This window comes from Mesorhizobium sp. f-mel, from assembly GCF_053850215.1.
Window position 1 is genome coordinate 413,886 of sequence record NZ_JBSPTO010000001.1, and the last position, 13,939, is coordinate 427,824.

14 protein-coding genes are annotated in these 13,939 nt (G+C 62.4%); 5 read left to right on the forward strand and 9 right to left on the reverse strand.

Annotated features, from left to right (window positions below; translation table 11 throughout):
• Nucleotides 1-135 precede the first annotated feature (135 nt).
• Nucleotides 136-996 (forward strand): alpha/beta fold hydrolase, encoded by an 861-nt coding sequence (locus tag ACWUKX_RS01925; protein WP_456003300.1) that lies wholly within the window; start codon nt 136-138, stop codon nt 994-996.
• 59 nt (nt 997-1,055) lie between these two features.
• Here ACWUKX_RS01925 and ACWUKX_RS01930 read toward each other — a convergent pair whose 3' ends face one another.
• The 9 genes from ACWUKX_RS01930 to ACWUKX_RS01970 all read right to left on the reverse strand — a co-directional run bounded on the left by ACWUKX_RS01930 (nt 1,056) and on the right by ACWUKX_RS01970 (nt 11,204).
• Nucleotides 1,056-1,952, reverse strand: coding sequence for an arginase family protein (locus ACWUKX_RS01930; protein WP_456003302.1), 897 nt, complete (start codon nt 1,950-1,952; stop codon nt 1,056-1,058).
• Between the two features lie 465 nt (nt 1,953-2,417).
• Nucleotides 2,418-3,497, reverse strand: a complete 1,080-nt coding sequence (locus tag ACWUKX_RS01935) for an ABC transporter ATP-binding protein (protein WP_456003304.1) — start codon at nt 3,495-3,497, stop codon at nt 2,418-2,420.
• Entirely contained in the window at nt 3,494-4,294 is an 801-nt protein-coding gene (locus tag ACWUKX_RS01940) for an ABC transporter permease (RefSeq protein WP_456003306.1), read from the reverse strand. The genes ACWUKX_RS01935 and ACWUKX_RS01940 overlap by 4 nt, the downstream gene beginning before the upstream one ends.
• Before the next feature lies 1 nt (nt 4,295).
• Nucleotides 4,296-5,156 (reverse strand): ABC transporter permease, encoded by an 861-nt coding sequence (locus ACWUKX_RS01945; RefSeq protein ID WP_456003308.1) that lies wholly within the window; start codon nt 5,154-5,156, stop codon nt 4,296-4,298.
• Nucleotides 5,157-5,224: 68 nt separating this feature from the next.
• A complete protein-coding gene (locus tag ACWUKX_RS01950; protein ID WP_455838908.1) occupies nt 5,225-6,229 on the reverse strand; it encodes a polyamine ABC transporter substrate-binding protein in 1,005 nt (334 codons plus the stop codon).
• A gap of 65 nt (nt 6,230-6,294) precedes the next feature.
• The gene (locus tag ACWUKX_RS01955) at nt 6,295-7,770 is read right to left on the reverse strand and encodes an aldehyde dehydrogenase (protein ID WP_456003310.1); all 1,476 of its coding nucleotides are present in this window, start codon (nt 7,768-7,770) and stop codon (nt 6,295-6,297) included.
• Nucleotides 7,767-8,819, reverse strand: coding sequence for an LLM class flavin-dependent oxidoreductase (locus ACWUKX_RS01960; protein WP_456003313.1), 1,053 nt, complete (start codon nt 8,817-8,819; stop codon nt 7,767-7,769). The genes ACWUKX_RS01955 and ACWUKX_RS01960 overlap by 4 nt, the downstream gene beginning before the upstream one ends.
• Nucleotides 8,816-10,624 (reverse strand): alpha/beta fold hydrolase, encoded by a 1,809-nt coding sequence (locus ACWUKX_RS01965; protein WP_456003315.1) that lies wholly within the window; start codon nt 10,622-10,624, stop codon nt 8,816-8,818. The genes ACWUKX_RS01960 and ACWUKX_RS01965 overlap by 4 nt, the downstream gene beginning before the upstream one ends.
• Nucleotides 10,617-11,204, reverse strand: coding sequence for an amino acid synthesis family protein (locus ACWUKX_RS01970; RefSeq protein ID WP_456003317.1), 588 nt, complete (start codon nt 11,202-11,204; stop codon nt 10,617-10,619). The genes ACWUKX_RS01965 and ACWUKX_RS01970 overlap by 8 nt, the downstream gene beginning before the upstream one ends.
• A gap of 147 nt (nt 11,205-11,351) precedes the next feature.
• Here ACWUKX_RS01970 and ACWUKX_RS01975 point away from each other — a divergent pair, with 147 nt between their 5' ends.
• From ACWUKX_RS01975 to ACWUKX_RS01990, 4 genes are all read left to right on the forward strand, one after another.
• Entirely contained in the window at nt 11,352-12,023 is a 672-nt protein-coding gene (locus ACWUKX_RS01975) for a GntR family transcriptional regulator (RefSeq protein ID WP_287104553.1), read from the forward strand.
• 96 nt (nt 12,024-12,119) lie between these two features.
• Nucleotides 12,120-12,854 carry a sulfocyanin-like copper-binding protein gene (locus tag ACWUKX_RS01980; RefSeq protein ID WP_456003319.1) on the forward strand — a complete coding sequence of 245 codons (735 nt, stop codon included), beginning with the start codon at nt 12,120-12,122 and terminating at the stop codon, nt 12,852-12,854.
• Nucleotides 12,855-12,884: 30 nt separating this feature from the next.
• A complete protein-coding gene (locus ACWUKX_RS01985) occupies nt 12,885-13,100 on the forward strand; it encodes a hypothetical protein (RefSeq protein ID WP_287336642.1) in 216 nt (71 codons plus the stop codon).
• 29 nt (nt 13,101-13,129) lie between these two features.
• Nucleotides 13,130-13,936, forward strand: a complete 807-nt coding sequence (locus tag ACWUKX_RS01990) for an SDR family oxidoreductase (RefSeq protein ID WP_456004061.1) — start codon at nt 13,130-13,132, stop codon at nt 13,934-13,936.
• Nucleotides 13,937-13,939: the final 3 nt, after the last annotated feature.

The window sequence follows — 13,939 nt, forward strand, 5'->3', positions numbered from 1 at the left end:
CGACTGGGAGTGATTTTTGCCCGTCCGGGCGTTCCGCAAGCACGCTATAGCGCCACGTAACCCACTGATTTAGAATAAATCCGGGAGAACGGCGGGCGAACCGAGCAATGGCTCGGCGAGAGAAGGAGGCCTGCGATGATCCGGCACTATCTTCGTGTCATGGGCGGAAGCCGTCTCGCGGTGGATGTCGGAGGGGATCCCTCCAGTCCCGCCCTATTGCTGCTGCACGGCTTTCCCAGTTCAGCGCGCACGTTCCGGCGTCTGGCCCCGATGCTCCTCGACGACCTGTTCGTCATCGCTCCCGATCTTCCGGGGTTCGGGGAGTCCGATGTCCTCGCCTCGACCTCCTTCGAAGCAATGGGGAAGGCAATCCTCGAAGTCCTCGACCACTTCTCCGTCGGTCCCCGCTTCATCTATCTTCACGATTTCGGCGCGCCAGTCGGCTTTCATGTCGCGATGTATGCGCCCGCGCTGGTGACGGGTCTGATCATCCAGAATGCCAATGCTCATACCAGTGGGTTCGGCCGCCAATGGGCAGATACCATCGCCTATTGGTCGAACCCCACCGCGGAGAATGAGGCCGCCGCCACCGCTCATCTGACCTGGGAAGGGATGCGGTATCAGTATGTCGGGGGCCTGCCCGACGATATTGCAAAGTCCATCGCTGCCGAAAACTGGGATGAGGACTGGCGCGTGATGAGCCTGCCGGGACGGCTCGAGGCACAACGTGCCCTCGTGGCGGACTATGGAAACTATGTGCGCCGCTTCGCAGAGATCCAGAGCTATCTGCAAACCTACCAGCCGCCTGCACTGATGGTGTGGGGTCGCCATGACCCCTTCTTCGAACTCGCCGAAACCATGAGTTGGATCGAGGCGCTTCCCCGTATGGACGCCCACATCCTCGACGCTGGTCATCTCCTGCTCGAAACCCGTGCGGAAGCGGCAGCTCACCTGATCCTTGATTTCATCAACAGGGAAAAGGGCCGGTCCAGGTGAATGGGTCACGGTGTCGGACTTGACCGCCGTCAGCAAATTTATTTGTTTTGGTTTCAATACTAAGCAGGCGCGGCAGTGCCGAGAGCTACGGCCAGGACATCAGCAAGGCCACGGCCGGCGCTGCCGTCGATGTCGAGGCGCGGATTGTAGATGGCGACCTCGAGCCCGACCGCCTTTCCGCTCGCCAGGATGATCCGGAGCGCCGCCGACAGTTCGTCCCACGACAGCCCGCCCGGTACGCGGAAATCGACCGCCGGCATAATCGCATCGTCGAGACAATCGGCGTCGAGATGGATGAAGAAGCCGTCGAGTTCCGCCCGCGTCAGGTGGCCAACGGCCGCCCGGGCGGCGGCTTCGACGCCCAGGCGGCGGATGGCGTGCAGATCGTAGGCCATGAGCTCCGCTGGCAAAGGCTGGCTGCCGAATTCGGCCTGGTCTTCGTGGTCGCGAAATGCGAGGGCGACAGCGTCCTCGGGTCGCACCAACGGGCGGCGACCCTCCAGGTCGGTCAGCAGCGCCGGCCCGTAGCCGGTGACGAAGGCCAGGTCCATGGACGCGCCTTCGCCATTCGGCTCGGCCTCGGGCTGGAAGAAGTCGGCGTGGCCGTCGATGAAGAACAGGCCGTAGCGGCCGCGCCGGCGCAGCGCGAGCATCGGGCCCAGCACGATCGTACAGTCGCCGCCCAGCACCACCGGGAATTCGCGCGCATCCAGCACCTCCTCCACGGCGTCGGCGAGCTTGGGCGACCACGCCGCGATCGCGTTGGCATTCAGCGTCAGGGTGGCAGGGTCGGGCTTCGGGTCTTTCGGCGGGACGGCCAGTCGCCCGGCATGGCGCGCATGGATGCGGTCGGCGAGGCCCAGTTCCAGCAGCCGACCGGGCAAGGCCTCGACGCCGTCGGTCGCGAGACCCAGCGAAGAAGGCGCTTCAAGGATGGCATAGGGTCGGGTCGGCATCAGATGCTCCAGATATGGCGAATAAGAACCGGCGCTAGGCCGGCGGTCTCTGCCACTGAGCGCTGCGTGCCGAGGCTGCCCGTCTCACGGCCACATAAGCGATGCTTTTGCGGCCAAAACTCACCTCGCAGCCGACGTAGCCTCGGTACGCAACACCTCTCGGTACGCTTCAGGCGCCACGCTCTTCGACGTTGTCTCCGGCACCGCTGACGGTATTTTTCTCGTCAGTTCGATCGCGTTGTTTTCGCCGGAAGTCGCACCACTCGGGCAATTGATACCGAAAGTGGACAAAGCCGAGGAAATTTCAACCCGCCCAATTCCCTTTTGTCAAAACCGCAAATTCTGACTGTGGAAGACAGTTCTTGGTGCGTCGACGTGGTGTTGCTGCAGCATGTGGCGATGAACATCTCGGACCTGGCGAGGCCCTAGCGCGAGTTACGCCGTGCTGAAGTCAACTGTCGTCTATCAGGCTGGAAACAGAAATGCGGCAGCGGGATCGAAAAAAATCTGCTGTCTGCTCGAGGCGATGCTTTCCTGTGCTTCCGCCATGTCGGATGTCGGCCTGACGTCGATCTCCTGACCGGCGGCCGTTCGCGCGATGACGCGTCGCCGCTCGCCGAAGAAAGCGGTGTCGACGAATTCGACCGCAAGCCCGGCAGTGGCCGGGCCGGGTCTCAGCCGAAACGCTTCCGGCCGCACCATCAGCCTGGTCTTCTGGCCATGGCTGAAGTCCTGATCGATCCTGACGCCCGAGACAACCGAGCCATCGGCCAGGCGGATCGTGGCGGAGCCGTTGATGGTTTCAAGATGCTCGGCTGGCAGGAAATTGGAATTTCCGATGAAGCTGGCCACGAATTCGCTCGCCGGTCTCAGATAGAGGTCCTCACCGGTGCCGATCTGCTCGATGCGCCCTTCCCGAAACAGGGCGATGCGATCCGAAAGATGCAGGGCCTCGTCCTGATCGTGGGTGACGTAAAGGATCGTTACGCCGGTTTCGCGATGGATGCGTCGTATTTCGGCCTGGATTTCCTCGCGCAGCTTCTTGTCGAGCGCCGAAAGCGGCTCGTCCATCAGAAGGATCGGCGGATCGTAGGCCAGCGCCCGGGCAAGCGCCACGCGCTGCTGCTGTCCGCCGGAAAGCGCGCCAGGATATCGGCCGCCGAAACTCTCCAGCCGCACCAGCGACAGCATCTCGGCGACTTTTCGTTTGACCTCGGCGTCCGGCCGGCGGCGCACGCGCAACGGAAAGGCAACGTTCTCGGCGACGGTGAGATGCTGGAACAGCGTGTAGCGCTGGAACACCATGCCGATATTGCGCTTGTGCGACGGCACCGACAGCAGCGACCTGCCCTTGAAAAGAACGTCGCCGGATGTCGGATGCTGAAAGCCGGCGATTGCGTAGAGCGTCGTCGACTTGCCAGAGCCGGATGGGCCGAGAAAGGTCAGGAATTGGCCCCTGGGTATATCGATCGTGACATCGTGCACGGCGACGAAGCTGCCGAACGCCTTGCGCAGGTCGCGAATGGAGAGGAAGGGTTCGGTCATTTCGACAATTTCCGCCGAATGAGTGCGGTTACGATCATCAGGCTCAGCGTCAGGAAAACGAGGAGGCTGGAGGCCGCGGCGATGACCGGGCTCAGATCCTGGCGCAGGCTGCCCCAGATCTTGACCGGCAAGGTCTGCAAGGTGGGGCTGGCCATGAAGATCGCGACCACCACCTCGTCCCATGAGGCGAGGAAGGCGAAGATCGCCGCCGAGAAAATCCCGATCTTGATCGCCGGCAAAGTGACCCGGAGCTTTGCTTCGAATGGGCTTGCGCCGCAGACGATCGCCGCATCCTCGATGGATTTGTCAAACCCTTCGAGTGCCGCGGCGATGGGAATGATGGCGAAGGGGAGTGCCAGGACTGTGTGTGCGATGACGAAGCCTGCCGTGGTGCCGCCAAGCCCGATCCGCAGGAAGAATGCATAGATGGCGATGGCGAAGACCACGACCGGCAGCACCATTGGCGTCAGCAGAAGGCCGCGAAGCGTGTTGCGCCCGCGAAACTGTCCCCTGACCAGGGCGAAAGACGCCAGGAGCCCGATGGCGACGGCAAGGATCGCAGCCATAGTAGCAATGCGCGCACTGGTCAGCGCCGCTTCGAGCCAGGCCGGATCGGCGAAGAGCTCCTCATACCATTTCAGCGTCCAGCCGGGCGGCGGAAAAGCCAGCCACCGCGACGATCCGAACGACAGAAGCACAATGAAGACCACCGGCAGTAGCAGAAACGCGGCAACCAGGCCGGTGAAACCGAGAAGTGCTGCACGCAGCCAGCCCAGCCGGTCGTAGTCGAGCAGCATCTCAGATGCCTCCTGTCATGCGCTTGGCGCCGACGAGGCGCAGCTGCAGCGCGTAGAGCGCCATGGTAACCAAAAGCAGGATGAAAGCCGCCGCGCTTCCGAGCCCCCAGTTGAGCAAGGACTGGATCATCTGGGCGATCATTGCGGCGAGCATCATGTTGGAAGTGCCGCCGAGCAGCGTCGGTGTCACGAAATAGCCGAGCGACATGACGAAAACCATCAGGCCGCCTGCAGCTATTCCCGGAAGCGACAATGGCAGCAGGATGCGGCGGAAGGCCTCGAAGGGGCTCGCACCGCACAGAGCGGCGGCGCGCAGCGTCATCGGATCAATAGCGCGCAGGGTTCCGACCAGTGGCAGTATCATGAAGGGCAGCATGATGTAGACCATGCCGATGGTGACGCCGGTCAGGTTATTGATCAGCGGCAGCGGCTCGCTGATCAGGCCGATATCCATCAGCGTCCGGTTGATGACGCCGGTGCGTTGAAGCAGCACCATCCAGGCATAGGTGCGGGTGAGCAGATTGGTCCACATCGACAGGATGATGATGCCGAAGACGATCGAGCCGAGGGCAGGCGGCATGATCGCCAGCATCCAGGCGACTGGAAACGCCACGATCACGGTGACGGCGGTGACGACGGTGGCGACCAGAAACGTATTGAAGAAGACTCGCGCATAGGTGCCGTCGCCAAACAGGATTGCGTAGTTCTGCAGGCCCGGTACGGGTTCGGTTACGCTGCGCAACAGCAGCGCAACAACCGGCACCACGAAGAACAGGGTGATGAGGGTCAGCGCTGGCACGGCGCCGCCGACGCCATCTGGCCTTCGGAGGATTGGCTGTCGATGAAGCAAATTGCCCGACATGGCGATGATCCCGCAGCTCAGGCGGGACGCCTAGCGACGCCCCGCCGGTTCATGGGTGAGGTCGGCGGCTATTTGGCCTGCCAGGCGTACCAACGCTCCGCGATCGTGTCGCGGTTTTCAGCCCAGTAGTTCATGTCGAGGTTGATCTGCCCGTCGACATAGGCGTCCGGCAACGACTTGACGACATCGGCCGGCATTTCGGCCTTGGCTGCCTTGTTGATGGGTGCGTAGCCGCTTGCTTCAGCAAACATTGCCTGGCTTTTCGGGCTTGTCGCTGTGGCCAGGAATTTCATGGCGCTCGCCTTGTTCTTCGAACCCTTGGGGATGACGAGCACGTCGGCGGCGGTCATGTTCTGATTCCAGGATGCGCCGACATCGGCGCCGTCCTGCTTGAGGGCGAAGACACGTCCGTTCCAGAGCTGCCCGAAGGCCGCTTCACCGGAGGCGATCAGCTGTTGCGACTGCGCGCCGCTATCCCACCAGACGATTTCCGACTTGATCGTGTCGAGTTTCTTGAACGCCCGGTCGAGGTCGAGGGGATAGAGCTTGTCTGCCGGCACGCCGTCGGCCAGCAGTGCGATTTCGATGACGCCCGGCGCCGACCATTTATAGAACGTGCGTTTGCCGGGAAATTTCGTCAGGTCGAACATGTCGGCCCAGCCCGTTGGTTCGCCCGACACTGCCCCTTTGTTCCAGGCAAGAACGAAGGAGTAGTAGAAGCTGCCGACCGCATGGTCGGTGGTGAAGCGAGGATCGAGATCGGCTTTCGGCACGACGTTGAAATCGATCGGCTCCAGCAGGCCGTCCTTGGCCGCCTTGATGGCGAAATCCATTTCGACATCGACGACATCCCAGGCGACGCTGCCGCCTTCCACCATGGCCTTCAGCTTGCCGTAGTCCGTCGGGCCGTCCTGCAGGACCTTGATGCCGGAACTCGCTTCGAACGGAGCAGCCCAGGATTTGGTCTGCGCTTCCTGGGTGGTTCCGCCCCAGCTGGTGAACACCATCTCATCGGCGTGCGCGGCAGTGGCTGCCAAGAATCCGGCCAAAATGCCGGTCAAAATCAGTTTCATGTCATTCTCCTCTGTTGGTTGCTTGGTTTCTTGTTGTTATGAAATTGCGCGATCGCGGCGCTGCCTCATCGCATGACGAACGGATCCGGGATCGGCTCGTCGGATATCCGTATCCAGACGGATTTCGAACGCGTGTAATCGCGGATGGCGTCGAGCCCGCCCTCACGGCCGAGCCCCGACTGACCATAGCCGCCGAACGGCACGAGCGGCGAAACGGCGCGGTATGTGTTGACCCAGACGACGCCGGCATGGATGTCGCGCGCCATGCGGTGCGCCTTGGCGAGATTGGTGGTGAAAACGCCTGAGGCCAGGCCGAACGGCGTATCGTTGGCAAGCGCCAGGGCTTCAGCTTCCGTGTCGAAGGTGAGAACGCTGAGCACCGGACCGAACAATTCCTCCCGCACGCAAGGCAGTCCTGTGTCCTCGGCGTCGATAATGGTCGGTGCGTAGTAGAAACCGCGCGGATGCTCGTCGGGCCTTTTTCCGCCGGTGACCAGCGTCCCGCCCTTGGCGAGGCTCTCGGCAACGATCTTCTCGATCCATTCCCGCTGGCGTGGCGTGGCCAGTGGTCCCATTTCGGTGGCCGGATCCTGCGGATCGCCGATTCTGATGGCCTCGGCCTTGTGCTTCAGCCTGTCCAGGAACTCGCTCTTTATCGACCGCTCGACAAGCAGTCGGGAGCCGGCGACGCAGCTTTGTCCAGAAGCCGCGAAAATCCCGGCCACGACCGCGTTTGCCGTACTGTCCAGGTCTGCGTCGGCGAAAACGACAACAGGGCTTTTCCCGCCCAACTCCAGCGTCGTGTAGGCGAGATTATCCGCCGTGTTGCGGACGACCGCACGAGCGGTCGAAGGGCCGCCGGTGAAGGCGACGCGTGAAACCAGTGGATGACTTGTCAGGCGCCGGCCGCAATCGTGCCCGAACCCGGTCAGTATGTTGACGCTTCCGGCGGGAAATCCGGCCTCGTGAACGAGTTCCGCGAAGGCCAGCAGCGGCGCTGGGCCGTCTTCCGAAGCTTTCAGGACGACCGTGCAGCCGGCCGCCAGCGCCGGGCCGAGCTTGACGGCCGAAAGGAAGAGTTGCGAGTTCCATGGCACGACGGCAGCGACGACACCGATCGGCTCGCGGCGGATGGTGACATCCATATCAGCCTTGTCGATAGGCACATGCGAGCCTTCATGCTTATCGGCAAGCCCGCCATAGTAACGGTAGTAGTCGCCGACATAGGCGATCTGGGCGCGGGTCTCGCGGATGATCTTGCCGGTGTCGCGCGTCTCCAGTTCCGCCAGGCGGCCGGCATTGGCGACGACCAGCTCGCCGAGGCGCACCAGCAGCTTGCCGCGCGCCGTCGCCGTCAGCGATGTCCACGCGGCGGAGCGCAGCGTCCGGTGCGCCGCCTCGACGGCGCGGTCAACATCGGCCTCGGTTGCGGCGGGCATCGTCGCCCAGGGCGCTCCGGTGGATGGATCAATGCTTTCAAAGGTGGCTGTCGGCGTATCGAACGCCCCATCTATGAAGTTCCTGAAGGCCGCAAGGGTCATTGCGGCCTCCCATGCCGGAAGGCCGGCATCACCCTGTCGACAAACAGCTGCAGCGACTTTTTCTTGCGCTCGTGTGGCAGGCCGCTGTCGATCCAGATCGAATATTGGTCGTAGCCGAGCGCCTCGTACGCCTTCAGCCGGGTGATCACCTCTTCGGCTTCGCCGATAACCAGGTGCTGTCGGATCTTGTCCGGCGCATATTGCGGCATGGCTGCGATCTCGTCGTCGGTGAGCGCCTCCAATATGCCTTGACGAACAGGCTTCTTGTTCTGGAACCAGGCGCCGAACTGGCAGTAGAACAGCGACAGGTCCTTCGTCAGCTGCTCCGCATCGGCGGCGTCCTCGGCAACGAATGTGTGCATCAGCAGCATGATGTCGGGGCGGGCCATGTCCGGATGCGCTGCGCACGCCGCGTTGAAGCGTTCCATCAGGCTGGTGACTTCGCCATCGCCGGAGGCGAGCGGCGTCACCTGGACATTGCAGCCGTTGGACACGGCGAAGTCGTGCGAGTTGGGATCGCGCGCCGCCACCCAGATCGGCGGGTGCGGTTTTTGCACGGGCTTGGGCGACGAGGTGGTCGATGGAAACGACCAGAACTCCCCGGACATCTCGAAGTCGCCTTGCCAGAGGCCCTGGATAGCGGGGATGATCTCGCGCAGGCGCTGGCCCGCGCCCCAGGCGTCGAGCCCCGGGAACAGGCGTTGGTATTCATAGCTGTAGGCGCCGCGCGCGATACCGATGTCGAGCCGGCCGCCCGTGATGACGTCGGTCATGGCTGCTTCGCCGGCAAGCTTGATCGGATGCCAGAACGGCGCGATGACCGTTCCTGTGCCGAGCCGGATGCGCTTCGTCCTGGCGCCGAGATAGGCGATGTTGATGAACGGGTTTGGCGAGATGGTGAACTCCATGCCGTGGTGTTCGCCGATCCAGGCCGTCTCGAAGCCTGCCGCCTCGGCCATCAGGACCAGTTCCTCAAGCTCGTCGATGAGCTCGGCATGCGGCTTTGCCGAGTCCGAGCGTTCCATATGGACGAAGAGCGAGAACTTCATATCTGTTCACCCGGATTAGAAGTGTTCATGGGTGCCGGCTTGGCGAGCGGACGGACTTCACCTTCGACCTCGTTGCCGACATAGACTCCAAACGCATCCTCCCGACATTCGCGAACGTAGCGGGCAAGCATCGAGCGCACAGCAGCGTCGGCGATGTTCAGTCCGGCAATCCTGTCGATGTCGACGAGCTGGACCTGGCCATCGCTGGAGTGGGGCGTGTCTGCCGTGCCGCGGTAGTAGACATGCGTTCGCGATGGGCTTGCTGCGTCGTCCCAGACCGCAAACAGGAACCCGAGATGAGCCTCGATGGCCTGCGCAGCGAGGCGTCCCCTAAGGCTTCGTGTATCGCCGGACGTCCCCAGTCCTCGGCCCGCCGGCAATTCGAAAAAGCCATCGACAGTTTCGAAGAACAGCACGCGGCCTTCATCTTCGAGGATAGCGCCGACCTCCATGTCGGGTGGCGCGGCCGCCAGCGCTTCCTGGCTGAGACCGGGCGAGACATAGGCGCCACGGCAATAGCCGAGGGGCTGCGATGAATTGTGGGAAAATTCGCGAACGCGGCCGATCAGGATCGAATGATCGCCGGCGTCGACCAATTGCTCCATGTCACAGTCGAACGTCGCCACCGATCCACCGAGCAGCGGGCTGCCGGTCGGGCCGAAGCGCCATTCGACAGCCGAGAACTTATCCTGCGATTTTGAAGCGAAGACGCCGGACGCGGCTCTCTGTTCCTCCGAGAGCACGTTGATGGCGAAGCACTTCGACGTCGAAAATACAGGATGACCCAGCGCTTTCTTGGCGATGCAGACCAGGACAAGCGGCGGATCGAGCGAAACGGATGTAAACGAATTGGCAGTAAAGCCTCGAGGCTCCCCTTCCGGCCCGATCGCAGTGACGATGGTAACGCCGGTCAGGAAGGAACCGAGCGCCCGCCTGAATTCGCCCGCGTCGAAGGCTGTGTCCATCGCCGGTAGCTCTGATGTGCTTGTGCTGTCGTTGCTCTCGAGAAAATCGACAATGCGCCGTGTGACCGCGTCAGGCGAGGCTATGGCCATCATGTGTCGTTCGCCCTCCAGAACGACGCAGCGACCGCGCGGCGCGAGGCGGGCCATCGCTGCCGACATCGCAGGTGAAGAATTCCTGTCCTGCGAGCCGGTCATGAACAGGGCCGGCACCGCGAGACCCGAGAGACGGTCGCCATGCGCCGCATCCGCATGGGCGAAAAGTCGATATGTGCGCGCATAGCCTTCGCGGTTGACGCTTTGCAGTGCCGCGCGCGTCGTCCTTGCGGCCTCTGCCAAGCTGTCGGGGACCGGATTGCCGAACCAGCGCGCGATCGTTGCGTCCGTTCCTGACGGGTTTTTCGCGCCGTTTAATTCGGCGGCGCGTTCGCGCACCGCCTGCGCAAGGGCCGCCGGGCGGCGAAAGACCGCGTTGAGCGACACGAGGCTGCGGACCCGTTCGGGGGCACCGAGAGCGATTTCCTGCCCGACCAGCGCCCCCATTGAATGGCCAACGATTGAGACGGCATCCAGGCCAAGGTGATCAAGAAGCCGGATCGCCTGTTCGGCATAGTCGGCAAGGCTGGCGTTCTCGGGCGGTAGCGGCGACCGGCCGTGTCCCAGCATGTCGATCGCGATCACATCCCATTTGCCCCTCATCAGCTCGATCTGGGCGCCCCAGGTCGCCGCGTTCATGCCGACGCCGTGAATGAGGAGGACCGGCGCGCCGGATCCGGCACGGATGAAGCCGGTGCCGTCAGGCGCCGTTCCGCGATGCCAGCCAGGCTCCGTCAGCTCAGCCATGCAGGTCGCCGACCTCCTTGAGATCCTGGTAGCGGTCACCGATGCGATGATGCGGTCGTCCGCCGATCGAGGCGCCAAGCGCCACCACCAGCTCGTCCGGCGCCGGTGCATCGCCGATCTGGAAATGCACTGTCAGGTAGTGCGAACGTAGGCCTTCATCGTTCTTGTCCATGAGCGGGATCATGATGGGTGTGTTCGGCCCGCCACGGAGGTTGGTGAAGGCAAGATAGGTCTTGGCGCCGACGGCACGCCGATAGTGGTTGCCGAAATGCAGCGTGTGGATGAGCGCGGAGGCATGCTCGATCTCGCCCGAAGTGCCGCATATTGCGGCCTTGCCGTAGCCTTCGATCGCTTCGCCGGATCCCGCGACCGCGAGAATTTCATGGGTCAGCATCTCCCCCAAAACCGGCGCATAGGCGCGGATCTCGGGAGAAAGGTCCTCGGTGAAACCGCGCCCGGCCCAGGGATTGTCGAGCACTGCCGCCACGCCGATCAGGCGCAGCGCTCGGGGAGCCACCTTGCCGCCTTCAATCAGCGTGTTCTCGACATAGGTGACGATCTTTCGGATGGCCGGCTTCATCGAATCCTCGGTGGTGGATCGGGTCGAGACATCCGGAAAAGTTCCTTTTGCCTCGGCAATCTTATGGTATACCATACTACTGAAAACCAAATCCCTTGTCAACGGATCGTCGAATCTGTTTCTTTGCGGATACTGGGAGTAGAAGAATTGGCCGACGACACGCTCAGGATCGAACGATCCACCAAGACGCTCAGAACACTGGCGCTGGAGCGCATGCGAGACGCGATCATGGGGTTTCACTTCCAGCCCGGCGAAAGATTGGTCGAACGGCCGCTTTGCGACCAGCTCGGCGTCAGTCGCTCGGTGGTGCGCGAAGTTCTGCGGCAGTTGGAGACCGAGGGGCTTGTCCAGATGATACCTGGCCACGGACCTGCCGTGGCCCGGCCAGATCTCAGCCGCACCGACGAGATTTACGAACTGCGCGCTCTGATGGAGGGCATCGCAGCGCGCGCCTGTGCGCTCACGGCGACGCAGGACCAGATCGCCGCGCTTGAGGGCGCATTGGATGTGCTGCTCACGGCGTGGGCCTCAGCCAATCCGATCGAGGTGATGCGGGCGACTACAAAATTCTATGAAGTGCTTTTCGATGCCGCCGACAAGCGCATCGCCTGGGAGATCGTCCAGGGTTTGAACGTCCGCATCAACCAACTGCGTTCCATGACCATCGCTTCGGTGAATCGTCGCGATGCCGCAATCGCTGAAATGACCGACATCATGAACGCGATCAAGTCGCGCAACGGCGATGATGCCGAAGCCGCGGCCCGGCGGCATGTGGAGCAGGCGTGGCGAATTGCGCAACAGACCCTTCGCGATAGCTGAGGCAGAAACTTCACATTAGGGAATCGCCCGTCGCCCTCGCATTGACGCACTGCAGGCATTCCAACACGCATCCAACCCGATGACATAGCAGCAACAATGGCGTTGTTCCTGATAGCGCACTCTGGGTTTGCTGGTGTGGATGCTATTTCGAGCGTATTCTCTTCCTTAGGAACAAGCCAGGTCGACCTCGATTGGCGGTCGCTTGCGCTCGGCCGCTCCGCTCGGGAGGAGCCTCTGATTGCGATGGCGCGCTTTGCTCACCTTGCCCTTCTCGCCGTCGCCTTGGCATTATTGCCTGGAATTGCGCTGGCTGGGGAGCCTTTCGTCCCGAGCTGGATCAAGAACGATCCTGCAGCCAAGACAGTGGCCATAGAGATTGTTGCCGATTGGAACCAAGTCGAGCGGTATCGCAGGGACAACATCCGGACCGACATTATTGACTTCAACGGTTACTGGGGCGGCAATCTCACCATCGTCGTGCCAGCAGAATGGTCGGTAGAGATCGAGTTCATCAATGGCTCCTCGTCTTTCCGGCACAGCCTGATGGTGACCAGGGTCTACGCTCAGTCAGAGATGCCAGTGAAGTTGACGGCCGAGGATGCTATCTGGGGGGTGTACACCGATCCGCCGGAGGGAATTAAAATCAATGAGCGGAGGCAACTCAACTTTGTTGCGCAGCAGGCCGGGAACTATTTCCTCGCCTGTGCCAGACAAACGCATCTGATGGACGGACACTGGATCGGTTTCGAGGTGAGAGACAGCATCGAACAGGCCGTGGCAATCATAGACGAAACCAATTTTCCGCAGGAGCAGCCTCTAGGGCGCCCTTAGGGGCTATGCGAGCTAGCCGCGCATTATGGCGTGGTCGTGGAGATCAATGCAAATCCAAGGCGGCTTATCTGGAAACTCGAGAGTATTGGCGTGCCCGAGCAGGTTAGAACTGCTTCTGCTTGCCAAGCCACCAGCGAGGCAGCGCTTTCGTCACTACTTCAGCTGCCCTATGCCACAAGGGCAATTCTGTACGGCCTGGTCGTTCTGGGCGCTGTCATGGCGCTGCGCGAACGGCGGCTGCAATGAGAAAGGACGGGACGATGAGTGCGACGGCGATAAGTAAAGGGGCGCCGACATCGGCGGACGATTTTCTGACCGGGCTGAAGGGGCAGCGCGTGCTGGTGACGGCAGGTGCCGGCGGTATCGGCTTGGCCATTGCCGACACGCTGTCGCGGCTCGGCGCGCGCATCGTCGTTTGCGACGTTTCGGACGAGGCTCTGGCCGCTGCTCCGGACAAGATCGCCCTAGTTGCCGCAGTCAAGGCCGATGTCTCGCGCGAAGACGACGTCGACCGGCTGTTCGAGACCGTGAAGGAAAAGTTCGGCGGCCTCGACGCGCTGATCAACAATGCCGGCATCGCCGGGCCGACCGGCGGCGTCGATGAAATCGATCCGGCGGACTGGCGGCGCTGCATCGACATCTGCCTGACCGGCCAGTTCCTGTGCGCCCGGCGTGCCGTGCCGCTGATCAAGGCGGCGGGCGGCGGCTCGATCGTCTCGATGTCATCCGCCGCCGGCCGCCACGGCTACGCTTTCCGCACCCCCTATTCGGCGGCCAAGTTCGGCGTCATCGGTTTCACGCAAAGTCTCGCCAAGGAACTCGGGCCGCACGGCATAAGGGTCAACGCCATCCTGCCCGGCATTATCGAGGGACCACGCATCGACAAGGTCATCGCCGACCGGGCCAGGCAGCTCGGGGTTTCGAACGAGGAGATGACGCAGCGCTATCTCCAGAACATCTCGCTGCGTCGCATGACCAGCCCCTATGATGTCGCCGCGATGGTCGCCTTCCTGCTGTCCGATGCGGGCATCAACATTTCCGGCCAGTCGCTCGGCGTCGACGGCAATGTCGAAACGCTTTGAGGA

Coding starts and splice junctions, on each gene's coding strand:
- ACWUKX_RS01950 (WP_455838908.1), bottom strand. CDS start 6,229: ATGAAACTGATTTTGACCGGCATTTTGGCCGGATTCTTGGCAGCCACT.
- ACWUKX_RS01980 (WP_456003319.1), top strand. CDS start 12,120: ATGGCGTTGTTCCTGATAGCGCACTCTGGGTTTGCTGGTGTGGATGCT.
- ACWUKX_RS01945 (WP_456003308.1), bottom strand. CDS start 5,156: ATGTCGGGCAATTTGCTTCATCGACAGCCAATCCTCCGAAGGCCAGAT.
- ACWUKX_RS01960 (WP_456003313.1), bottom strand. CDS start 8,819: ATGAAGTTCTCGCTCTTCGTCCATATGGAACGCTCGGACTCGGCAAAG.
- ACWUKX_RS01925 (WP_456003300.1), top strand. CDS start 136: ATGATCCGGCACTATCTTCGTGTCATGGGCGGAAGCCGTCTCGCGGTG.
- ACWUKX_RS01955 (WP_456003310.1), bottom strand. CDS start 7,770: ATGACCCTTGCGGCCTTCAGGAACTTCATAGATGGGGCGTTCGATACG.
- ACWUKX_RS01935 (WP_456003304.1), bottom strand. CDS start 3,497: ATGACCGAACCCTTCCTCTCCATTCGCGACCTGCGCAAGGCGTTCGGC.
- ACWUKX_RS01930 (WP_456003302.1), bottom strand. CDS start 1,952: ATGCCGACCCGACCCTATGCCATCCTTGAAGCGCCTTCTTCGCTGGGT.
- ACWUKX_RS01965 (WP_456003315.1), bottom strand. CDS start 10,624: ATGGCTGAGCTGACGGAGCCTGGCTGGCATCGCGGAACGGCGCCTGAC.
- ACWUKX_RS01970 (WP_456003317.1), bottom strand. CDS start 11,204: ATGAAGCCGGCCATCCGAAAGATCGTCACCTATGTCGAGAACACGCTG.
- ACWUKX_RS01940 (WP_456003306.1), bottom strand. CDS start 4,294: ATGCTGCTCGACTACGACCGGCTGGGCTGGCTGCGTGCAGCACTTCTC.